19 protein-coding genes are annotated in these 21,564 nt (G+C 46.6%); 9 read left to right on the forward strand and 10 right to left on the reverse strand.

Annotation, left to right across the window (positions count from 1 at the left end; translation table 11 throughout):
- Positions 1–48 precede the first annotated feature (48 nt).
- Complete coding sequence (locus tag MOO44_RS04785) at positions 49–1,404, forward strand: MFS transporter (protein ID WP_260116047.1); 1,356 nt, start codon at positions 49–51, stop codon at positions 1,402–1,404.
- Positions 1,405–1,430: 26 nt separating this feature from the next.
- Here the strand turns inward: MOO44_RS04785 and map are convergent, their stop codons facing one another.
- The gene (map, locus tag MOO44_RS04790; RefSeq protein WP_260116048.1) at positions 1,431–2,225 is read right to left on the reverse strand and encodes a type I methionyl aminopeptidase; all 795 of its coding nucleotides are present in this window, start codon (positions 2,223–2,225) and stop codon (positions 1,431–1,433) included.
- 154 nt (positions 2,226–2,379) lie between these two features.
- On the opposite strand from map, the gene MOO44_RS04795 reads away from it, so the two are divergent.
- The 3 genes from MOO44_RS04795 (at position 2,380) to MOO44_RS04805 (ending at position 4,956) form a co-directional block, all read left to right on the forward strand.
- On the forward strand, positions 2,380–3,246 hold the full coding sequence (locus MOO44_RS04795) for an alpha/beta hydrolase (RefSeq protein ID WP_260116049.1): 867 nt from the start codon (positions 2,380–2,382) through the stop codon (positions 3,244–3,246).
- Positions 3,247–3,328: 82 nt separating this feature from the next.
- Positions 3,329–4,759, forward strand: coding sequence for an MDR family MFS transporter (locus MOO44_RS04800; RefSeq protein ID WP_260116050.1), 1,431 nt, complete (start codon positions 3,329–3,331; stop codon positions 4,757–4,759).
- Between the two features lie 14 nt (positions 4,760–4,773).
- Positions 4,774–4,956, forward strand: coding sequence for a hypothetical protein (locus tag MOO44_RS04805; RefSeq protein WP_260116051.1), 183 nt, complete (start codon positions 4,774–4,776; stop codon positions 4,954–4,956).
- 51 nt (positions 4,957–5,007) lie between these two features.
- Here the strand turns inward: MOO44_RS04805 and MOO44_RS04810 are convergent, their stop codons facing one another.
- The 5 genes from MOO44_RS04810 to MOO44_RS04830 all read right to left on the reverse strand — a co-directional run bounded on the left by MOO44_RS04810 (position 5,008) and on the right by MOO44_RS04830 (position 12,019).
- Positions 5,008–7,002, reverse strand: coding sequence for an alpha/beta hydrolase family protein (locus MOO44_RS04810; protein WP_260116052.1), 1,995 nt, complete (start codon positions 7,000–7,002; stop codon positions 5,008–5,010).
- Positions 7,003–7,034: 32 nt separating this feature from the next.
- Complete coding sequence (locus tag MOO44_RS04815) at positions 7,035–8,954, reverse strand: M13 family metallopeptidase (protein WP_260116053.1); 1,920 nt, start codon at positions 8,952–8,954, stop codon at positions 7,035–7,037.
- A gap of 92 nt (positions 8,955–9,046) precedes the next feature.
- Positions 9,047–9,949 carry a glycine betaine ABC transporter substrate-binding protein gene (locus tag MOO44_RS04820; protein WP_260116054.1) on the reverse strand — a complete coding sequence of 301 codons (903 nt, stop codon included), beginning with the start codon at positions 9,947–9,949 and terminating at the stop codon, positions 9,047–9,049.
- Positions 9,950–9,962: 13 nt separating this feature from the next.
- The gene (locus tag MOO44_RS04825) at positions 9,963–10,826 is read right to left on the reverse strand and encodes an ABC transporter permease (RefSeq protein WP_260116055.1); all 864 of its coding nucleotides are present in this window, start codon (positions 10,824–10,826) and stop codon (positions 9,963–9,965) included.
- Positions 10,826–12,019: a quaternary amine ABC transporter ATP-binding protein gene (locus MOO44_RS04830; protein WP_260116056.1), complete on the reverse strand. Its 1,194-nt coding sequence runs from the start codon at positions 12,017–12,019 to the stop codon at positions 10,826–10,828. Before MOO44_RS04830 ends, MOO44_RS04825 begins: the two co-directional genes overlap by 1 nt.
- 261 nt (positions 12,020–12,280) lie before the next feature.
- Here MOO44_RS04830 and MOO44_RS04835 point away from each other — a divergent pair, with 261 nt between their 5' ends.
- The 5 genes from MOO44_RS04835 to MOO44_RS04855 all read left to right on the forward strand — a co-directional run bounded on the left by MOO44_RS04835 (position 12,281) and on the right by MOO44_RS04855 (position 17,434).
- Positions 12,281–13,393, forward strand: a complete 1,113-nt coding sequence (locus MOO44_RS04835) for a YibE/F family protein (protein ID WP_260116057.1) — start codon at positions 12,281–12,283, stop codon at positions 13,391–13,393.
- A complete protein-coding gene (locus MOO44_RS04840) occupies positions 13,390–14,175 on the forward strand; it encodes a YibE/F family protein (protein ID WP_260116058.1) in 786 nt (261 codons plus the stop codon). Before MOO44_RS04835 ends, MOO44_RS04840 begins: the two co-directional genes overlap by 4 nt.
- The gene (locus MOO44_RS04845) at positions 14,165–16,144 is read left to right on the forward strand and encodes a S9 family peptidase (protein WP_260116059.1); all 1,980 of its coding nucleotides are present in this window, start codon (positions 14,165–14,167) and stop codon (positions 16,142–16,144) included. The genes MOO44_RS04840 and MOO44_RS04845 overlap by 11 nt, the downstream gene beginning before the upstream one ends.
- Positions 16,145–16,263: 119 nt before the next feature.
- Positions 16,264–16,872 carry a PTS sugar transporter subunit IIC gene (locus tag MOO44_RS04850; protein ID WP_260116060.1) on the forward strand — a complete coding sequence of 203 codons (609 nt, stop codon included), beginning with the start codon at positions 16,264–16,266 and terminating at the stop codon, positions 16,870–16,872.
- Positions 16,844–17,434 carry a PTS sugar transporter subunit IIC gene (locus MOO44_RS04855; protein ID WP_260116061.1) on the forward strand — a complete coding sequence of 197 codons (591 nt, stop codon included), beginning with the start codon at positions 16,844–16,846 and terminating at the stop codon, positions 17,432–17,434. The genes MOO44_RS04850 and MOO44_RS04855 overlap by 29 nt, the downstream gene beginning before the upstream one ends.
- 166 nt (positions 17,435–17,600) lie before the next feature.
- Here the strand turns inward: MOO44_RS04855 and MOO44_RS04860 are convergent, their stop codons facing one another.
- The 4 genes from MOO44_RS04860 to dapF form a co-directional block, all read right to left on the reverse strand.
- Entirely contained in the window at positions 17,601–18,869 is a 1,269-nt protein-coding gene (locus MOO44_RS04860; RefSeq protein ID WP_260116062.1) for a M20/M25/M40 family metallo-hydrolase, read from the reverse strand.
- Between the two features lie 112 nt (positions 18,870–18,981).
- Complete coding sequence (locus MOO44_RS04865) at positions 18,982–19,680, reverse strand: VIT1/CCC1 transporter family protein (protein ID WP_260116063.1); 699 nt, start codon at positions 19,678–19,680, stop codon at positions 18,982–18,984.
- A gap of 18 nt (positions 19,681–19,698) precedes the next feature.
- Positions 19,699–20,379 (reverse strand): VIT1/CCC1 transporter family protein, encoded by a 681-nt coding sequence (locus MOO44_RS04870; protein WP_260116064.1) that lies wholly within the window; start codon positions 20,377–20,379, stop codon positions 19,699–19,701.
- 197 nt (positions 20,380–20,576) lie between these two features.
- Positions 20,577–21,563, reverse strand: coding sequence for a diaminopimelate epimerase (gene dapF / locus MOO44_RS04875; protein ID WP_260116065.1), 987 nt, complete (start codon positions 21,561–21,563; stop codon positions 20,577–20,579).
- Between the last annotated feature and the right edge of the window lies 1 nt (position 21,564).

The raw sequence follows: 21,564 nt of genomic DNA on the forward strand, positions 1-21,564 counted from the left end.
AATTCCAATCTTTTTTTCTAACCAATTATGAATTAGGGGGGGATGACAATGGATGACAAACGGGTCCCAATCAAGACCGTGTTAGCAATTATTGCGGTCGCACTGGTGTCGTTTTCCGGCATCATGGCTGAAACTTCAATGAACGTGACGTTTACGACCCTTGCGCAGACGTTCGGGAGTAATTTGAACACGATTCAGTGGGTAACTGCGGGCTACCTTTTGGCGGTAACGATTGCGATTACCACCAGCGCCTACACGACCAAGCGCTTTAGCATCCGGGCGGTTTGGTTAGTTAGTATCTTGCTATTTATTGTTGGGTCATTAGTGGGTGCCTGTGCTTTGAACCTACCGATGTTGATTTTAGGACGGGTGCTTGAGGGGACCGCATCTGGAATTGCAATGCCGCTCTCCTTTAACATTGTTATTTATACCGTCCCGAGCGAACGAATCGGGACCTGGCTAGGTTTTTCCTCGTTGGTGGTTAGTTTGGCACCATCATTTGGGCCCAGCTACGGGGGCTTAATTTTAGATCACTTTGGTTGGCGCGCCATCTTTATCATCCTATTGATTGCACCGGCACTATCGTTAATGATGGGCTGGCAGACGATCAACCATATTGATAACCGTTCGAAAACGAGCGGATTCGATTGGGGCGCATTTAGCCTGTTTGCAATCATCTTAATGACGAGTTTACTCTTGGTGAACCAGTTTGAACAACACGGCTTTAACTGGCCGCTGGGAATTTTGATGGTGGTAGCCATAGTGGCCTTGGTCTGGCATTATCAGCACTCGAGGAAGTCGTTTTTGAACTTTACTCTGTTTAGGCAGGGGCGGTTTTTAGCGTTGTTGGTTCCAGTCGCGTTATACATGTTCTCGATGTTGGGATTAAATTTAATCATCCCGACCCTGGCTGAAAATGAATTACACACGTCCAGTTTTATCGCTGGCTTTGCGTTGTTGCCCGGGGCATTGACCGGGGCCCTGTTGAATCCGTACTTCGGGCGGATGTATGACCACCGTGGCGGGAAGTTACCCATGTACTTGGGGAATTGGATTTTGCTAGGTGCAGTCAGCATCATGGCCACCTTTAAGCTGCAATGGGGCCTAAGCTTTTTGATCGGAATCTACATCGTGTACATTATTGGTCGGAATATGGCCTACTTTGGGGCCCAAACGGCGGCGATTGATGACCAACCCCCGGTCAATCAATCCGATGCGACCGCAATTATCCAGACGTTCCAGATGTTCATGGGGTCAATGGGAACGACGGTCGGGGCTTTGTTTCAGACCCAGTTTGGCATCTTAAATGGTTTCAAAACGTTTAGCTGCTTTTCAATTGGCATCGCAGTGGTAAACGGACTATTAATGTGGGGTTATTATAGAAGTAAAAAGAGATCGCGCTAAGCTTAGTTAGCACGATCTCTTTTATTTTAAAGCATGTATTTTTGATCCGCTTCATGGTCTTGCGAAGTTAAGATCTTAGGGCCATCCTTAGTAATTGCTAGGGTGTGTTCGTACTGCGCAGATGGGGTTCCATCGGCAGATACGTAGTAGGTCCAATCGTCCTTCTTGTCATAGCGATCAGTGATTTGCCAGGTCCCGGTATTGACCATGGGTTCGATCGTAATCGTCATCCCTTCACGGAGCCGCATGCCCTGACCGGCATTCCCGTAGGCGGGGACGTTAGGGGCTTCGTGGATCGATGGTTGGATGCCGTGACCGATTAATTCACGAACGTCACCAAAGCCGTTTTGCTTTTCAACGTATTCTTGAATGGCAGCACCAATGTCACCGATCCGATTCCCAATGACCGCCTGGTCGATGCCAATGTATAGTGCATCGTGGGTCACCTGCATTAACTTCTTGATTTCATCAGAAACGTTACCAACGGCGTAGCTCCAACATGAATCACTTTCAAAGCCGTCCTTATCGACACACATGTCGACCTTGACGATGTCGCCATCCTTTAACTTTAAGCCCTTCCGGGGAATCCCGTGGGCCACTTCTTCATTTACTGAGATACAAGTAGCAAACTTGTAGCCGTCAAAACCCTTTTCTGAAGGGTAGCCACCGTGGTCTTTAATGTACTTATCAGCAAATTCTTCAATTTCCCAGGTATCCAGACCGGGCTTGATTAATTTCTGAAGGCCCTTATGAACCCCCGCTAAAATGGCTCCTGATTCAGCCATTTTTTCGATTTCACGAGGTGATTTTAATGTAATCATCAACATTCGCTCCCTTACTTTATTCTCTCAGTATCTAATTTACTACTTTTAGCGCTAGCATGCTAATGAAATCATTTAAATCCGCTTTTTTTAATGAAATCGGGGGTAATTTCTAGTATTCTTATATTTAGATATACAAAGGAGAATGATTTTTGTGAGCAAACATTTAAAACAGACCATCATGTTAGTGGTGGCGTTAGTCGTTTTACTGGGCGCTGCGATATTTGTGAGCGTTAGTAATAACAATAATAATTCTGGGAAGAACGCTAAGCAGGCGGATAAGCCAGTGCCTACGTTGTATATTAACGGCGCGGATGCCCCGACGAATGCTGCGAATCACTTGTTGACGATGGGTGAACGAGACGGGGGGACCCGGTCATTATCAGTGACCTTTAAAAATGACAAACCCGTTTACAAGGGGAAGTTGACCAAAAAGACCCAACAACCAATGATCAAAGTCACGTTTGGGCAGAAGACGACCGTGTTTGAACAGATGCGTGGGACCTACCAAGTCTTACAATACTTAAAGCAGCATTACGATTATGATAATTATAATGCCGTCGGCTTTAGTGGTGGGGCGATTGCAGCGCTTGCGACCTCTAGTGATAAGGATTCTAGTATTCCTAGAATGAGTCAGTTGATTTCGATTGCGGCCGGTTATGACGGTGTCATGAAGACCAATGATAAGCCGAATTCCAATCACTTGACCAGTACTGGGAAGCCATTGGTCCTGCATAAAGCGACCGCTAAATATCCAGCTTACCAAGACCTTCTTTACAATACCGAGACGATGCCTAAGAACGTTAAGGTGTTAAATATTTATGGAAATAGTGCTGGGAAGGGTAATAACGACGGGGTCATTACGAACGTGTCTTCTGAATCGTTGAAGTACCTGGTCAAAAAACGGACTGATAGTTACCAAGCCGTTAAGGTAAGCGGTTCCGATGCTAACCACACCGGTTTATTTAACCATCCGGTCGTTGATCGCTTTGTCGAACGGGCATTATATGATAAACGCTAATTTATTTTACTTTTGTAAGTAATTGTTATAAAATTGATATTGTTATTAATTTATAATGATTATAATTTGAGGTGATTATATTATGAGCCAAGAAGCACAAAAGGACGTCAGTTATGATTTAAACGGCAAGCCATTTAACCGGCCGTGGTTTATCTTTGTTTTGCTATTCGGTAGCTTTACAATGTCGATTAGCCAATCATCACTGTCCACGGTCTATCCGACCTTTATGCGTTACTTCCATATTTCCGCAACCACGGTCCAGTGGTTGACCACGGCATTCATGTTAGTAATGTGTATTATGATGCCGGTTAGTCCCTGGTTATTAAATAATATCGGGTTTCGGACCCTATTCATTAGCGTCATTGTTTTATTTGATATTGGATCGTTGATAATTTTATTTGCACCGACCTTTCCGATTATGATGTTCGGGCGGATTTTAAAGGCGATTGCAGTGGGAATCTTGTTCCCATCCTATCAATCAGTATTACTCTACATTACCCCGAAGGAAAAGCGGGGGTCGACGATGGGAATGGCTGGATTAGTAATGGGGTCAGCCCTTGCGGTCGGGCCCATTATTTCCGGAGTCGTGCTTAAGTTTACCGACTGGCACGGATTGTTCGTCTTCTTTATCGCATCGGCAACGTTGATTTTATTCCTTAGTTTCCATGCGATTAAGGACGTGATGCCCCACAAGCAAAGTAGTTTAGACTACGTTTCGACCTTCTTATTAGTTGGGTTTGCCGGGATTTTATACGTAGTTAACATGATTGGAAAGCCGAACGTAAACGTGGGCCAGGCAATGTTGATCTTAGCAATTAGTATCATCTTCGTAGCCGTCTTCGTTTATCGGCAATGGACAATGAAGCACCCATTACTCCAATTGAAGGTGTTAAAGACCTTTAACTACGACTTATCGGTGCTATTGACCGGAATTTCATACATTGCATTGATCGTAACGACGATTGTATTCCCACTTTACTACCAAGATATTTTAGGCGTGTCACCATTTATTTCAGGGATGGCATTGGTTCCCGGAGCCGCATTCCTTAGTTTCTTGAACCCGTTGACCGGAAAGTTAGCCGATCGAATTGGGTTTAAGAAGACGATGTTATCTGGGATGAGCATGATCGTTCTGGGGTGGTTATTACTATCGATCATTCCTGGAACGCCAAATATTTGGATCATGATCGTATTAGCAATGTTGATCGAAGGTGGGAACGCCTTTGTAATGATGCCAGCCGTTACGTTGGGAGCTAATTCCTTACCTAAGGAAGTGGTTGCTGATGGAACGGCCGTAACGACGACTGCACGGCAAATCTTAGGTTCAGTCGGAGTTGCGGTCTCAACGTTAGTGTTAACTAACGTTGCCCGTAGTCAACAAGCCAGTGGCGTGTCAGCTGCACTTGCTAACCACAACGCTTACCACGTTGTCTTTATTACGATGTTCATTTTAGAAGTGGTTGGATTATGCTTAGCATTTATGATTCGGTCCACCCAAAATCAAACTAAATAAAAGAGGGCTTTACCATGTGTAATTCCAAGTTAGTTTCAGTTTTATTTCTAGTTTTTTATGCGGTTTTGTTGTACTTCTCATTCAATACCGATATGAACGCCCAGATGATTGCAATGCGCATGATGGGAATTGGAATGTTCCTAGAAGCTGCGGTGGGCGTTTATTCCGCCTTTAAGAAGCATGATCATAAAAAATAGGGTCAACTAAAAAATCCTCCTGATGATTAATTCATCGGGAGGATTTTTTGCTTATGCGTTTGCAGCATCGTTTTTGTAGCGGTTGAACCATTCTAATAGATCTGCGATGCGTTGAATTCTTAAGTTCGGCAGTCCATTTCTGGAAAAGCCGTGGAATGATTGGGGATAACGAATGTAATCACAGTCGGTGCCGGTCTGCTTAACGGCCGTAAACAGCGCCTCGCTTTGGTTGGTGGGACAACGCATGTCGTATTCACCGTGTTGAATCCGCACCGGCGTTTTAATGTTGTGGGCGTATTTAAGCGGGGATTTATCCCAGTAGACCTTTGGAGCATCGGGATCTTCAAAGAGGTCTAGCCCTAATTCGGTCCGGTTGAACCAAAAACCGATGTCACTAGTGCCATAGAGCGCTTGCCAATCGGTCACTGGTCTTTGGACGCTGGCAGCGGTAAAGCGGTCAGAATGGCCCAAAATCCAGCTAGAAAGGAAGCCCCCGTACGAACCACCGGCAACGAATAACTTAGTGGCGTCTAAATCGGCATAGCGATTTAACGCATGGTCTAAACCAGTTAGGACGTCTGAAAAGTCGTGTTCACCGTAATGGCCGATCACATCTGATTGAAAGGCCTGACCGTAGGTGGTCGAACCACGGGGGTTCACGAAGACGACGGCATACCCGTGGTTAGCTAGGGTTTGAAATTCATGGAAGAACGTTTCCCCGTATGCAGCATGGGGACCACCGTGAATGTATAGGATGACCGGACTCTTTTGGCCGGCAGCAAGGTGGTTAGCGTGAACCGTCCAGCCGTCAAGTTGGACGGTTTGGTCCGCAGCTTCATAGGTAAAGTGGTCCACCTTTGCGTATTCATGGTCACGCTCATAACTGGCGTTCGGGTTAAAGATGGTCGTGGCATCCACCTGCTCACCATTAATGGTGAGGACCCGCAGTTCGGATGGGAGCTGTGGGTTAGAAACGCTCATTACGATTTGGTGGTCATCAATGACGCTAAAGTCATAGATTTCTACGGGTTCATCATAGAGTACGTGGTAGTTGCCAGCAGTTCCCGTAAGCAGGACGCTTCGGCCGTGGTGATAGGCATGAACGACATAGTGATCATTATCGAACCATTGAATTGCCTTAGCACGCCGTTGTTGGACAAAATCAGCGACCAGGTTTAATTCGCTCCCACAGTCGTATTGATCATCGGGTTGGGTCACGTTGGTCAACTTAGCATCCGCAAATGAGTACAGCCAGAAGTTATTGACCGTACAATTGGGGTGCTCGTTGGTGTTACCAGTCAATGCTAAGTGCTTACCGTCAGGGGCAAATTGGGCGTCGGAGAAAATCCCACCATCTACGGATGCGGTGATGTAAGTCTCTTGTTTCGTGTCGACGTCGTATAGGTACACGCCCTGGGTCGGATCGAAGTCCGTTTTTAATTCGGGATGGTTGGCCTTGGTGTAGACGATCTTCGTGTTATCAGCACTGATCGTTTTAATATCAAAGTCATCCTTAGTGTCCATCAGTGTGATTGTTTCGTGGGTGTGGACATCGAAATAAACTAGTTGGTAGCTTAGATCATTTGGGAGCCAACCGGTCCCATCCAACCGGTTAAAAATTTTAGTTACGTGCCTAGGCACCGGAAAATCAGTGGTGGCATACTTGGCCTTAACTCGTGACTTAGCCAGTTTTAAGACCAAAGTTTGTTCATCATTTGATTTTTTAATTTGTTGGATGTTATCGCCATGCGTGATTTGTTTGGCAGTCCCACCGGTCAGTGGCATTGCCATGATTTGGAAGTGCTTGTCAGCATCTTGGTGGAGGTAGAATAACTGATTGCCACAGACGATGGGGTCAACATTGATTCCATCATCCGCCCAGACAGATTTATTCTGGTCTTCATCGACACTGACGATTGCACTGCGATACTGGTTACTGGCTTCGTCGATGCGATTTTCAACGAAGAAGTAGCGGTTGCCAATTACCGTGGGTTGGGTGATTGACTTTAGTTGGAATAAATCATGATTAGCAACTCCTGGTTTCATAAGCGTTCCTCCTCTTTACAGTCCCTTTTAAATTACCAGATATTAACTCGGTCCTTTGGAGCTAGGTACATCCCATCGCCAGCAGTAACGTCGAACGTGATGTAGAAATCGGCAAGGTTTTTGACCTGGACCGTGGCACGGAGTTCGGAAGGGGCGTGGACGTCAATTGAGAGTAGTAGTTGTTCGCGTTGTTGAGTGGACTTGTTCCGCCAGATGCGGGCCCAATTAATGAAGAATTGGTGTAAGTCGCAATCAGCTTCGGCCTTGGCAGCCTCTTCGGCACAGCTTAACCCACCGGCATCGGCGATATTTTCCGAAACGGTTAGTTTACCGTTAACCTTGCCACCAGCAAATGGGAGGCCGTCGAATTCCTTGATCATGTTTTGGGCGAGCTGGTCGAAGTGTTCGTGGTCTTCCTTACTCCACCAGTTGTTCATGTTCCCAAATTCGTCAAATTGGGAACCGTTGTTATCAAATGCGTGCGAAATTTCGTGTGCAATGACGGCTCCAATCCCCCCAAAGTTTTCACTTGAAGATTGATCCAAGCCATAAAACGGTGCTTGAAGGATGGCTGCTGGGAAGACGATGATGTTTTTGAACGGGTGGTAGTAAGCATTGACTGTGTCAGCACTCATTTCCCATTTTTCACGATCGACCGGTTGGTTCCACTTACTAAATTGATCTTGAATCGCAATGCGATCGAACGCTTGGACGTTATTGACCAAGGTGCCACCATCCGCTGCTACCTTGACTTTGAACTGCTTGTAAAGCGGATCGATGCGGTCGGGATAGCCCACTAGGATCTTAAGGGAGTTTAACTTCACGATTGCCTTCTTGCGGGTCGCTTCACCCAACCAGTCATTATTGGTCAAGCGTTGTTTATAAACGTTGATCATCTTAACGACCATGTCATGAACGTCTTGTTTGGCTTGTTCACCGAAGTACTTCTTACCGTAGTAATCACCGACAACCTGGCTAAAGGTCCCAGTGGCTAGGTAGTAAGCAGCCCGGTCTTGGCTAGCTGGTTCCTTTTGTCCCGAAATGGCCCGACTGTAGGTTCCACCTAGAACCCGGAGTTCTTCTGAGAGGAGGTTACTGTACGAGACAACGGTTTTAACGATCATCCAGCTCTTCATGAGCGTGAAGTTGTTATCGTCCAATAGGTCGCTCAAAAAGGCAAAGTAGTTTGGTTCGGTGTCGATGACCTGATCGGGAGTCTTGCCGATCAATTCAGTGAGGGCGCGCTTTAAGTCCAATTGGTTAGTGGCTTTGACAAAGTCGGTAAATTTTTCTGGATTGTAGTTTTTAACCATGTCGGCACTTTCCTCGGCGGACTTGACGTTCGGTGCAATTTGGGCATCGTAGTGCTTAGCTTCTTCAACCATCGCTTCAGCTTCATCAGCAGAGTAGCCGACTTTTTCTAACAGAGTCCGAACCATCTGGGTGTAGATGGGCATTAACTGCTTGGCAGCCTGATTATCAGGTTCATAGTAGGTCTTGTCGGGTAGGATCAAACTAGGGGCGCCAGAAAAGAGGGCGTTGACCTTAGCGTTCTTCATGTCCGCATCGATATCGAAGTTAAATGGAAGTGGTAATCCAGATAGCATCCAGTCACTGAGTTGTTCGTCGAGGTCTTGGTAGGACTCCAATGCTTCGATGCGCTTTAAGACGGGCTTGAGTGGTTCGGCCCCCAATTGTTCACGTTGCTTGAAATCAAAGACTAATTGGTAGAACTTCTTGAATTCAGTCATCTCATCATTTGCAGGTTGCATTTCACCGTTGGCGAGGGCTTTAAAATCAGCCCGCAACGTTTTTTCAATGCCATCGACTAGGTCCATAAAGCCACCGGTAGAGGAGTGGTCCGCTGGAATCTTAGCATCCTTTAACCATTCGCCGTTAACGGCCTTATAGATGTCGTCTTTGAGCATTGCAGTATTTACTTCATCACTCATATTAAAAATCCCTCCATTGTATAATTGCTTAATTACTTTATAGTATACAAAAAAGCGGTTCACATGTAACGTAAACCGCCTTTTGCTAAGGATTATTTATTAACTAAATCATCGATGGAATTGATGTTCTTCATGTATTTCGGAACTGCCAATCCGACCCGCGCTCCGTTTAGGTTGACGCCGGCATCATCAATTTGATTTTTATATTGCTTGTAATAGATTCCAGAAGTGGTGGGGAGCCATGCTGATACGGTCGCATCCGCAGAGCCCTTCGCCACTGATAACCACATTGGTTGGGCTTCCATTGCCTGAATCGTGGTCTTATAACCCATTGAGTCTAAGACTTGGGAAATGACGTTGGTGGAAGCAATTTCAGAATCCCAGGCCACGTAGGTCATTTTAAGGGTCTTACCATTTCCCTTTGGCACGCCCTTCGTCCATTCAGCAACGCGTTTTGGATTCTTTTTGATCCAATTTTTAGCAGCCTGAGCTGGATCGACACCAGCGTTGGTCTGTAGCATTACGTCGGACATTTCGGATGGGGTCCAGTGGAATTGACTCAAGAGCTTATAGGCGCCCGGGTCCTTCTTCTTTAAGTTCTTATTGGTAATTGTGTGAATCTGTTCGGCCTTGCCATAGACGTTTTTAGGATCCTTTAGAAACTTGATCGGATACTTTTTGAACATCCAGTGGGGTTGCCAACCAGTGATGACGATTGGTTGTTTGTACTTAATGGCCTTATCCAAGGTACTGGTCATGGCAGCCGTAGAACTAGTCTGGAGTTGCCATTTGTTTTTGGCCAGTGGATATTCCGTAAGTGCCTTTTGGGTCGAAGCCATGATTCCGGCCCCGGCATCGATCCCGGTGATCGTGTAATTAATCTGGGGACCGAGCTTTTCCTTTGGATTATAAGGAGCAGTCACACTTTGACAGGCGGTTAAAATGAGGGTGACCAGCATGACTGGGACGATCATCATTAAATGCTTACGCTTCATTGTGTGGACCTCCTTATTTCGATGCTTTTTGACTACGGTTAAATGCCTGGGTGATCCGATCCAATACGATGGCTAGGATTACAATTGCCAACCCGGCGGTAAACCCAGCTCCGGCATTGTTTCGCCCAACGGCAAAGTAGACCTGTGAACCTAATCCCATTGCACCGATCATAGAAGCAATTACGACCATTGAAAGGGTCAACATCATTCCTTGGTTGACTCCAGACATTAAGGTCGATTTAGCTAGTGGGAGTTCTACCTTGATCAATTTTTGCCAACTCGTGGTCCCAAATGAATCAGCAGCTTCGATTAGGTCACCTGGGACTTGCAGCAATCCGAGGTTGGTCATTCGAACGACTGGGGGGAGCGCAAAGATAAATGATGCGATGACCCCGGGCACCATCCCGATCCCGAATAACGCAACTGCTGGGATCAAGTATACGAATGCAGGCATCGTTTGCATAAAGTCCAAAATCGGCTTGACCACCGCAGCCACCGGCTTACTCTTGGCCATCCAAATGCCCAGTGGCACCCCAATGATGACGATCAAGAGGCTAGACGTTAATACTAACGATAGCGTTTGCGTCATGTCGCGCCAAAAGCCCTGGTTCCAAATGAAGAGCAGCCCGATTAACTCAAACGTCATTAGTCCGATGAACTTAGCACCACGCAGCGCGTAGAACGTAATTGCGAGGACCAAGATGATGAATAACCAGATCGGTAGTAGATCGAACACCCATTGAAAGGCGTTAATGATCGCACCGATAAAATTAGTAATGCCGTTGAAAAAGCCAACGAATTGGGTTAACCAGTTTACGAATTTATTGATCCAATCGGCAACTGGGAGCGGTTGGATTTGTGATAGTAATAAGTTCATTATTTAGCCACCTGACTTCCTGAAAGTGATTCGAGAATCGAACTCCGGATGATGATTCCGCGGAGCTGCTTTTGATCGTCTAAGACCGCAATTGGCACGGGCGATTTCGAAATGGTCTTGAACAATTCCTTAATCGGCGTGTTCAGGTCGGTAGTAGGGATGTCCTTACGCAGGGCGTGCCTTAAATCCCGGTCGTTATTTTCGATTAGTTGGTCAACGGCTTGGGCGTCCACTAACCCAATCAAATGGTGGTCGTTATCAATGGCATAGATACTAGAAATTTCTTCTTCACGCATCCGCCGCAGTGCTAAGCGTGGCCCATCCTTTTCGACGTTGACCGTGTTCGGTCTGACCATTACGTTTTCGGCCGTTAGGATCTTAGTCCGGTCAACCCCTTGAATGAAGGCTTCAACGTAGTCGTTCTTCGGGTGTTGGAGGATGTCTTCAGGTGTCCCGATTTGAACGATCTCACCGTCCTTCATGATCATGATTCGATCACCAATTCGAAGCGCTTCGTTTAGGTCGTGGCTGATGAAGATGATCGTTTTCTTCACTGATTCTTGCAGGTCTAAGAGTTCGTCTTGCATTTCCTTTCTGTTCAATGGGTCCAAAGCAGAAAAGGCTTCGTCCATTAACAGGATTTCAGGATCGTTCGCAAGCGCTCTGGCGAGGCCGACTCTTTGTTGCATCCCACCTGATAACTGGCTTGGTAACTCATTGTCATAGCCATGGAGGCCCACTAATTCTAGTGCTTCGTGCGCCTTTTTGAGCCGGTTTTCCTTCGCAACGCCTTGCACTTCTAGTCCGAAGGCGGTGTTTTCGATAATCGTGCGGTTCGGAAAGAGGGCAAAGTTTTGAAAGACCATGTCCATCTTAGTCCGTCGAATTTGGCGGAGCTCCTCTTTAGAAGCCTTGGTCACGCTACTACCATCCAGGGTGATTTCACCCTCGGTCGGTTCTATCAAGCGGTTCAACATCCGAATTAAAGTCGATTTTCCACTTCCGGATAGTCCCATGATGACGAAAATTTCGTTATCATCGACCGTAAACGAGGCCTGGTCGACCCCAACCGTACTACCGGTTTCTTTTAAAATATCAGCTTTGGAACGACCATTTTTCATCATTTCCGCAGCCTTACCAACGTGTCTGCCAAAGATCTTAGTTAAGCCTTTGACTTCAATTTTGCTGGTCATCAAATTCCTCCTTATTGGGTAAAATAATAGATAGGACGGCGGCCCTATCTAATTGGGTATAATAAAAAAGGGCCGAAATGGGTCCTTTTATTTTGACAGGACGTACGTCCTAATTAGATAAACACTACCTAATAGGTTAAAGAAAATTAAAGATTATGTCAAATTAGTCACCAAATATTACTAACTATTGGTTAGCTATAAACGTGATAACGTGAGTATGTTAGAATGAATTATAAATTTTTTAAAAACGAGATGAAAATGATGCAAAAATTAATTGATCGAATTCCCTGGAAGTTAATCTGTGGATTAATCATTGGGAGCATTTTAATCATGGTGGGGGTCATGCACGATGATGGTTTTTATAAGCAACCAATTATGCAGGTCCAACGCGTGAGTGAGCAACAAACGACCACGACCACCGATGAGTTCCAAAATGCCGATACGCAGACTAACCAGACGCTTTACGGAGTGGTTTTGAATGGGAAATATAAGGGCCGCCACCTAACGGTTCCAAACACCTATTCCACTTCGACGACGATGGACCATGACTACCGGGTCGGTGAAAAGGCGTTCGTTGTGATCCACCCCAGTGAGAACTACCGGGCCACGATCAAGGACTACAAGCGCGACGCCCCGGTAGTCGCATTGATCTTAATTGCGGTGTGTTTGTTGCTAGTGTTCTTGAAATTAAGCGGATTGACGGCGTTACTAAGCATTGCAATCAACACGATCTTATTCGTGGCGACGGTATTATTGAACGGGCATAGTCAAGGGACCCAGGTGTTGTGGCTGTTTGCCCTCTTAACGGGGTTGTTTTCGGTGATTACCCTAGTCTTGATCCTAGGGTTTACTAGGCAAATGGTCGTCACGTTATTGTCCACTTTGCTCGGGACCGCCGCTTCGATCTTAATTGCGCTTGTGGCATTTATGATGACCCACGAACGCGGGGTATCGTATGAATCGATGCAATACGTGACCCAACTGCCACGGCCGTTGTTCCTAGCTGAAAGCATGATTGGTTCACTGGGGGCGGTAATGGATGAATCAACGGATATCGTGTCATCACTGTTTACGCTAAAACGCGAACGGCCCAATCTTTCCCGCCGGCAGATTTTTCTGTCCGGGCGCAACATCGGTAAATCGATCATGGGCCCGTTGATCAACGTATTGTTCTTTATCTTTATGGGGGCCACGATTCCAATGGCCCTGCTATTTCTAAAGAATGGTAATACCTGGGGCTATTCGTTCTCAATGAATATGTCATTAGGGGTGGTCCAAAGTTTAATTAGTGGGATTGGAATCGTAATCGCAATTCCACTGGCCAGTGGATTGACCAGTTTAATGATTGAAAAACGGGGAGGCAGAGTCAAATGAGTACAATTACCATGCTAGGATTGATATTATTAATATTGATGGTGGTCGTAGGTGGTAAGCAGGGGCTGCAATCATTCCTGAGCCTTCTATTTAACTTTGGCTGTTTGTTCTTTTCGATCGTGTTGATCGCATTTCACTTTTCACCGTTGCTTGTGACCCTCGTTACCGGGGTGATCATCCTAGCGATCACGATCTTTTTAAGTGGGACCAGCGATCAGACCAGCCAAATTGCATTCATTGCCTCGCTAGTAGTGCTATTGTTATTAGTCGCACTAATTATTCCAGTCGAACACTGGGCCCAGGTCCAAGGCTTTGGATTAGAGGACAGCGATGACCTGGAAGGGATGTCCATTTTAGTGGGGATCGACTACGTTCAAGTTGCAATTGCGACTGCGATTTTAAGCACCCTCGGGGCGATTGCTGAAGCGACGATGGCAATCGCATCGGGGCTAGATGAAATTATTGAGCAACACCCGCAAATTAAGGCGAGCCGGTTATTTACGGATGGCATCTTAGTGGGCAAACAAATTATTGGGACCACCTTAAATACACTGTTCTTCGGGTTATTTGGGGGTTCGTTATCGCTATTTATTTGGTTTGCGGGCCTGCACTACTCGATTGGCAGTATCATTAACGATAAAATTTTTGCTGGTGAATTCATTATCATTTTATTCTCGTTGATTGGGGTCATCATCACGATTCCAGTCACCTCTTTGGTAATGGCCCAGCAGTACCAGATTCGACAAAGTAAAAAGGGGAAGGTTGATAAACATGACGAATAATAAATCAGGCGTTGCTGCTACAGATCTATATCAATTAAAATCTTTGACCCAGCCAAATCCGGTTGGCAAGCGTTCGTTCTTTGTGGAGAACGGCATCGATGAAGCCACTAATCAATACACGGCCCAGATTGCCAGTGTGGATGTCGACGGCCGCTACCAAGTCTGGGCCCGCGGTGGGATTAACCTCCAACCGGTCGGGACTGCTAAGAACCTCTACTACCGTCATTTAGATGCGAATGGCCGGTATCAATTAATGCAAATGCCGCTGGATGGTGGGGATGCGGTGCAGGTGACCGATGGTGATTCGATCGTCCAAATGCGAATGACCCCGGATGAAAACGTGTTGGTCTTAAAGCGCGTTCATTCTAACGTCTCTAGTAAGTTTGCCACCAGTGACCGGCCCCAAATTCGCCACATTACGAAGCTCGAAAACCGGGCCGATGGAATTGGTTGGTTATCAAATGATAAGCAGTACTCGTTAGTAATGTTTGACTTACAGACCCAACAGGAAGTCGTGTTGTTCGAAAGTAAATATGACCTGGACTTTCAGGGGATTAGTCCCGATTTGACTAAGTTAGTGTTCATTCAATCGACGATGCATAACCTGACCGATGCGGTTGATGACACTGCTGCCGTGTACCTCTATGACATCGGTAAGAAGAAAAAGATTTGGGTCACTAGTGAAATGCCGAGTGGGATCTTTACCGATGCGCGCTTTTCACCGGACGGGCAAAACATCGTGGTGATCGGAAACGATAACTACTACGTCCACGCCACCGTCAACCACGTTTACTTCTACCCAATTGAAGACGGCAATCTATACCAATTGAACCTAAATGACGATGTCGATGCCGGGTTTGCCGGTGGGCTCAGCACTGATTTTGCCCAACACCGGAGTAATTTAGGTATCTTTTGGCTCGATGACCAACACTACATTTTCCACGGCTACCACCATGGCTATAGCCAGTTGTACACCGGTGATCTGGATGGGCAGATCGACTTGGTGCGGGATAACAACAGTGAAATCTACGACTTCGTGCCAATCGATAGCGACCACGTGTTGATTACGGCTTCTTCACAAAAGATGCCTAGTGAACTGCGGATCGTTGACTTAAAGCAGTTTGACGAACGAAAGTTATATAATCCGAATGCCGAATACGAACAAACGCACCAATATGCAGAGGCGGGGGCCTTTAGCTACACTGCTGATGACCACCAGACCCAGATTTCGGGATGGGTAATGCATGCGCTAAACTTTGACCCTAAGCAAAAGTCACCGGTCATTTTATACGTTCACGGTGGGCCCCACGATGCATATGGGGAATCGTTCATGCATGAATTTCAAACCTTAGCCAGCAGTGGGTTTGCGGTCGTCTTCTTGAACCCCCGCGGCTCTACGACCTATGGCCAACAGTTTGAAAAAGCTTTGATGGGCCACTACGGCGAAATGGATTATTCAGACATCATGGCGGGACTAAATGCCGCCCTTGAGCAGTATGCCGATTTAGATGCCGAGCGCGTCTTTATCGCCGGTGGTTCTTATGGGGGCTTCTTTAGTGCTTGGGCGATCGGGCATACCGACCGCTTCAAAGCGGCCAGTGTCCAACGTCCGATCATTGATTGGCGGGCACTGTATGGAACCGGTGACATTGGGATTCGCTACGCGAGTGGTGAACTAGGCAAGGATCTCTTTAAGGATGATGCTGTTCAATATTACTGGGATCGCTCACCACTGAAGTACGCAAAACACGTCAAGACCCCGGTCCGGATTCAACACGGTGAATACGACATGCGCGTCCCTACGAACCAGAGTGAAGCGTTCTTTACGGCGGTCAAACAGACCGGGACCGACGTTGACTATATTCGCTATCCGCGGTCGTACCACGGGTTATCACGCCACGGAATTCCAAACTTACGGGTGCAACGGCTCGAAGACATCACGGAGTGGTTCAGACGGTACTTAAATTAATGTTTTCATCCATCAGGATCATCACAATTAGTGGTGATCCTGATTTGATTTTGTACTAGCAATATGTTATACTAACGGTATAAATAAATCCATTTAGTTAATTTAAGAAAGTGAGAGTGTTGTGCATTAGTAAAAAACAATCAAATCAATCAGCTGGCCAGAAAACAAAGAAAATGCTTAAAAAACTATTTGTCCGCGTCTTAACGGGGTCTGCGCAGGGAATTTTAATTGGGGTGTTGCCAGCCGCCATCTTAAAGTATGTATTGGCTCCGTTGATTCACCAGGGCTACCAATGGGCGATGCATTTAAACGCCATCTTGGTCCTGTTTAACGTTTTTATTCCAATTTTGATCGGGATGGCCGTTGCGGGCCAATTTAAAATGAAGGCCCTAGATACCGGGGCAGTCATGCTGGCGACGGGGGCGGCATCCGGTTCGATTCAATGGGTCAAGACCCAGCCGGGCTTTACCGATCCAATCACCAACGTGGATAATCCAGTGGCTAGCACGTTCTATGTTGCTAACGGTTCAGGAGATGTTATTAACGCCATTATCGTTGCTACATTAGCCGTAGTGGCCATTAAACTATTGGAAAAGTACGTAAATGGATTTGGCTCGATTTCAGTAATTTTAACGCCCCTCATCGTGGGGGGGCTTAATTGGACTAATCGGTTACTTCTTGTCACCTTCCGTTGGAATGGTGACGACCGCATTAGGCGAATTAATTAATGCTTTGACGGACTTACAGCCACTAGTGATGAGTATTTTAATCGCAATGGCGTTCGCATTCCTTACCATCACGCCGATTTCGACGGTGGGGATTGCCCTTGCAATCTCACTATCAGAGGTTAGTGCTGCGGCTGCCGGTGTCGGGGTGGTATCGACGACGGTGGTGTTATTGATCAATTCACTGTTGGTGAATAAGCGGGGGACTTCGATTGCCATCCTATTAGGTGCAATGATGGGGATGATGACGACGGTCTTTAAAAAACCGATCATGATCTTAGCGTTCATGGCGACCGCTGGGTTATCCGCCATTCCAGTGGTGTTATTTAATGTTCAGGGGACGCCGATGTCAGCCGGATTAGGCTGGATTGGGTTCGGTTCACCGATTCAATCCGTGATTGCTGATGAGGGCGAACGCGAATTCATCAGCCATATGGTGGGCATTGGCCCCGCTGTAATTACCTGGATCGTGGTGCCGGTGATTGCGGGATTATTAATCAATTGGCTCTTCGTTCGGGTGCTTAAGGCCTATCAACCAACTGATTTTAAACACGAAATTAAATAAATTAAAAAAAAGAATCATTGTTAGCCGTAAGGGCATTAACAATGATTCTTTTTTTAGATTGAAATGATGATCCAGATGATGCCACCGATTGAGACCAGTGAAGCAACGGTCACGGCATAGCTAATCAGTGGATTATCGCGGAAAAACTTGAACATCTAACCGCCCCCTAACCTTGGTTTTGCGCTAAGAAGTCAATCACGGTCGCCTTATATAGTTTGATCATGTCGAGGTAGGTCGAGATTTCCACGTATTCGTTGGGGCTATGGGCGGTCGTGTTACCTGGGCCTAACACTACTACGTCCATCGTTTGGTTCCGGCGTCTAAATTCTGATGCATCGGTCCCAAGTGAGACCCCAATCGTAGGTAGGGTGTCCGGCTCATGCATTGTATGGGCCGCGTGTTTTTGGAAAAGGTCAATCAAGTGGGTGTGGTTATCACTTTTAACCGGGAGTTCACTGTGTTCGACCGTTAGTTCTAAGTCAATTCCGGGTTGGGCGTTTAACTTCACGATTAGTTGCTTTAAACGGCGGATTAACTCTTCGTTTGAAACCTGTGGAATCGTCCGGACCTTCACGATTTCATATGCTAAATCGGGGACGGAGTTAATCTGTTCACCACCATGAAAAATGTCAGGGGAGTAAATGGTCCGCCCTAATTCAGGGTCGGATTCAGTCAATTGGGCGTAAAATTCCTTTTCAGCCAGGTAGTATTGAATCAACGTGTTGATGGCGTTAATTCCCATTTGGGGCATTGAGCTGTGGGCGGCCTTCCCGCGAGCAGTGACCCGGTAGGCCATCCAGCCCTTGTGCGCCTTAATGATAAAGTGCTGTTCTAGGGCATCTGATAAGAACGCCTTTTTTAGCAGGTTCGTTAATACTTCGGGATCAATGGTTACGCCGTCACTATTGACGTATGAACGCAGTCCGTGGAGCGAGACCCCACTAGGTTCTGCAATCACCATTGCGTCGAGGTCATCGACATACCCCTTATCAGTTAGGAACTTGGAACCGGCAGCGGTCAGTTCCTCGCCAATGGTTCCGATAAAGCGAATCGTTCCCTGAATGGGGGTGTCCGATTCCTTAAGCTCGATCATTGCAATTGCTAAATCCGCGAGCCCGGCCTTCATATCGGTCGTCCCCCGTCCATACATCCGGCCCTTTCTTAAGGTGCCTTGGAATGGATCGGACTTCCAGGTCCGCTCGTCACCTTGGTGAACGGTGTCTAGGTGCCCCGCAAATGCAATCTTAGGGTGTTCACCAGTGCCGATTTCGGCGACGATGTTACTGCGGTTATGGAATTCGGCCACTAATTTAGCTTCGATGCCGTGGGCTTGAAACAATTCCAATAGGAACTGTGCCACTTCTGATTCGTTGTCGTTGACTGACTTAATGTCGATGAGGTCCTTTAAAATTTTAATTTTGGCTTCTTTTTCCATGGAATTCCTCCGTAAAGTTAAGGATTGCAAAAATGAATAATTTTAACCATTATATTTGATAATTAGTTTAATTTCAAATTAAAAAAGCCCCCAACGAATGGGGACTTGTGAACTAAAATTGGTTCATTAATTTACCAACGGAATAGTGAATGATCATCGTTAAGATCCCGATGATGATGTTTCTAATGATGGCGGTCTTGACCAACCCATTACCGAGCTTAGCACTTAAAAAGCCGGTGATGGCTACTGAAATAATGACCGCGATGATGGTTCCGGGCCATTCCACGCTGGTGGGAAGCAATGACATGGCGGCGAGCGGTAAGATGCCACCTAATGCTGCCGAAAATAATGATGAAAACGCAGCGTTCCAAGGGTTCATGTAGTGCCCCAATTGGATGTTGTTCTTTACGCTGACCATCGTTTCGAGCGGCTTTTTGGCAATCAATTCATCTGCAATTTCCTTTGCGGTCGCTGCGGTAATTCCCCGGTCAACGTAGTATTGTTGAACGATTTTGGTCTCACCTGCGAGGTCTTGTTTCAGTAGTTTTTGCTCTGCTTGCACCGCTGCAGCCTCAGCATCACGTTGTGAACTGACCGATGCATATTCACCGGATGCCATGGAAAACGCACATGCTAGCAGGTCTGATAGCCCCGCAATAAAGATGGTAAATGAATTAGTGGTGGCGATGGCGACTGAGAATAGCACGCCGACGACGGTCAAAATCCCGTCGTTAGACCCGAGGACCCCGGCCCGGAGCGTATTCAATCGTTCCGCCATGGTTTGTTTGGACTTGTGATTAACTTTTTCCATCAGTGATTCCTCCTTTGATTATAACGTCCCGATGATTTTACCAATTAGGTAGGTGACGATCATGGTTAACATTCCTGAGATAATGTTTCTGATCATTGAACGGGTCCGATTGGCCTTGCTCAACACGGCAGCAGAATATCCGGTAATTGCAAGGGCGATTAAAACGGCAATGAAGGTCATTCCTACCCGGAGGTGACTGGGAAATAAGCCGATGGCTGCTAGTGGGAGGATTGAACCAGTGGGAAATGAAAGCATGGATGCAATCGCAGCGGCGTAGGGACTGGTGAACTCATTGACGTTAAAGCCGTACTTTTCACGAACCGTGGTGACTAGTGAATCACGATTCATCATTTCGGTGGTCGCCTTGGTGGCGAGGGCATCATCAATGCCATCATTAACGTATTTTTGTTTGACGATATTAAATTCTTGTTGGTAGTGCTCCTTTAATGCAGTCCGTTGGTGCTCAATGGCGTTTCGTTGGGAGTCCTTTTCGGTACTGACTGAGACCCATTCTCCCATGGCCATTGATACCGTCCCGGCAATCATCCCGGCGATTCCAGAAATGAAGATGGCAAACGAATTGGCGGTCGCTCCAGCAACCCCGATAACGATGCCTGCGACCGATAAGATCCCATCGTTAGCGCCCATTACGCTGGCTCTAATTACGTTGATCCGTTGTGCTAATGATTGTTTTTTCATATTGACCCACCCCTTTTAAATTTTTATCACTTTATAATAATTATTAACTAACAATATTTATTATATGCTCCCGAATGCAAAATGTAAAGTGATTTTGCATTCATGAAAATAAAAGTTAGGGATACGGTACATTTGTAATGATAACTCAAATCAGGCCAATAAAAAAAGCGATTGCAATCCAATCGCTTTCAATCTAATTAATTTAACTGTAATGATTTAATGAACGCCTGATAACTTGCTTCTTCACCAGTATCATGAACCTGGACGGAATCAGCTGTGACGCTAGCAGCATGGAGCTTTGCTTCGTCAACGTCGATTTGATGGGTGAAAGTAGCGTTACCGATCAATTCGATCCATTGGTGTTCGTCGTTAGGGTGGACAATCGTCTTGACCATCCCACCGGGGTTAGTCACTTCGATGGGCTGGTTGACGTCGACCATGTCGGGATAATTTAACGCAAACGCTAGTGAAGTAGCTGACATCCCAGTTCCACAGGCGTTCGTGAACCCAACGCCCCGTTCGTAGGTCCGGACAAAGAGTTGGTTTTGGCCTAAGATCTTAGCAAAGTTGACGTTCACGCCATCTGGAAAGTACTGATTGGGTTCGTTCAATTGCTTCCCCAGGGTACCGAGCGTGTCGTTTAGGTCGTGATCGTTATCAACGAAGCTGATCAAGTGGGGGTTCGGTACGGCAATCGTAGTGAACTTCAGGTGGTCATTTAATGCTGGTAGTGGTTGGTTCATGACCTGATCCATGCCCAGGTGATCGAATGGGAAGGCCTCTTTTTGGTAGCGAACGGGGGAAATTTCAACTGCAAAGGCGAAGACGTTATCAGCCAGGTTAGGTTGCCGGTTGACCAATAAATCAGCAGCGGGGGTTTCGACCTTAAATGAATCCTTACCGGAGTGATCCGCAATGTATCTGGAAACGCAGCGGAGCCCGTTGCCACACATTGAAGCGCGGCTACCGTCGGCATTGACGACTTCCATGCGGCCCAGGGCGGCCTTATGATCCGATTGATCGACTACCAAGACCCCATCAGCACCACCGAGTAGGCTAGTGGGTTTGCAAATGGTCTGGGCGAGGTGGGTTAATTCGTCCGCTGATAGCTTGTGGTCCAGTGCGGTTTGATCCAGAATGAAGAATTGGTTCTCAGAACCATGAACCTTTAATAATTGTGCCATA

Origin of the sequence: Nicoliella spurrieriana, assembly GCF_023380205.1 — a bacterium.
Taxonomy (GTDB): Bacteria; Bacillota; Bacilli; order Lactobacillales; family Lactobacillaceae; genus Nicoliella; species Nicoliella spurrieriana.

Bases quoted from the DNA above. Each gene is read 5' to 3' on its own strand.
- dapF (WP_260116065.1), bottom strand. From the start codon at position 21,563: ATGGCACAATTATTAAAGGTTCATGGTTCTGAGAACCAATTCTTCATT.
- map (WP_260116048.1), bottom strand. From the start codon at position 2,225: ATGATTACATTAAAATCACCTCGTGAAATCGAAAAAATGGCTGAATCA.
- MOO44_RS04815 (WP_260116053.1), bottom strand. From the start codon at position 8,954: ATGAGTGATGAAGTAAATACTGCAATGCTCAAAGACGACATCTATAAG.
- MOO44_RS04800 (WP_260116050.1), top strand. From the start codon at position 3,329: ATGAGCCAAGAAGCACAAAAGGACGTCAGTTATGATTTAAACGGCAAG.
- MOO44_RS04840 (WP_260116058.1), top strand. From the start codon at position 13,390: ATGAGTACAATTACCATGCTAGGATTGATATTATTAATATTGATGGTG.
- MOO44_RS04865 (WP_260116063.1), bottom strand. From the start codon at position 19,680: ATGGAAAAAGTTAATCACAAGTCCAAACAAACCATGGCGGAACGATTG.
- MOO44_RS04810 (WP_260116052.1), bottom strand. From the start codon at position 7,002: ATGAAACCAGGAGTTGCTAATCATGATTTATTCCAACTAAAGTCAATC.
- MOO44_RS04830 (WP_260116056.1), bottom strand. From the start codon at position 12,019: ATGACCAGCAAAATTGAAGTCAAAGGCTTAACTAAGATCTTTGGCAGA.
- MOO44_RS04860 (WP_260116062.1), bottom strand. From the start codon at position 18,869: ATGGAAAAAGAAGCCAAAATTAAAATTTTAAAGGACCTCATCGACATT.
- MOO44_RS04805 (WP_260116051.1), top strand. From the start codon at position 4,774: ATGTGTAATTCCAAGTTAGTTTCAGTTTTATTTCTAGTTTTTTATGCG.
- MOO44_RS04820 (WP_260116054.1), bottom strand. From the start codon at position 9,949: ATGAAGCGTAAGCATTTAATGATGATCGTCCCAGTCATGCTGGTCACC.
- MOO44_RS04825 (WP_260116055.1), bottom strand. From the start codon at position 10,826: ATGAACTTATTACTATCACAAATCCAACCGCTCCCAGTTGCCGATTGG.
- MOO44_RS04835 (WP_260116057.1), top strand. From the start codon at position 12,281: ATGCAAAAATTAATTGATCGAATTCCCTGGAAGTTAATCTGTGGATTA.
- MOO44_RS04845 (WP_260116059.1), top strand. From the start codon at position 14,165: ATGACGAATAATAAATCAGGCGTTGCTGCTACAGATCTATATCAATTA.
- MOO44_RS04785 (WP_260116047.1), top strand. From the start codon at position 49: ATGGATGACAAACGGGTCCCAATCAAGACCGTGTTAGCAATTATTGCG.
- MOO44_RS04870 (WP_260116064.1), bottom strand. From the start codon at position 20,379: ATGAAAAAACAATCATTAGCACAACGGATCAACGTAATTAGAGCCAGC.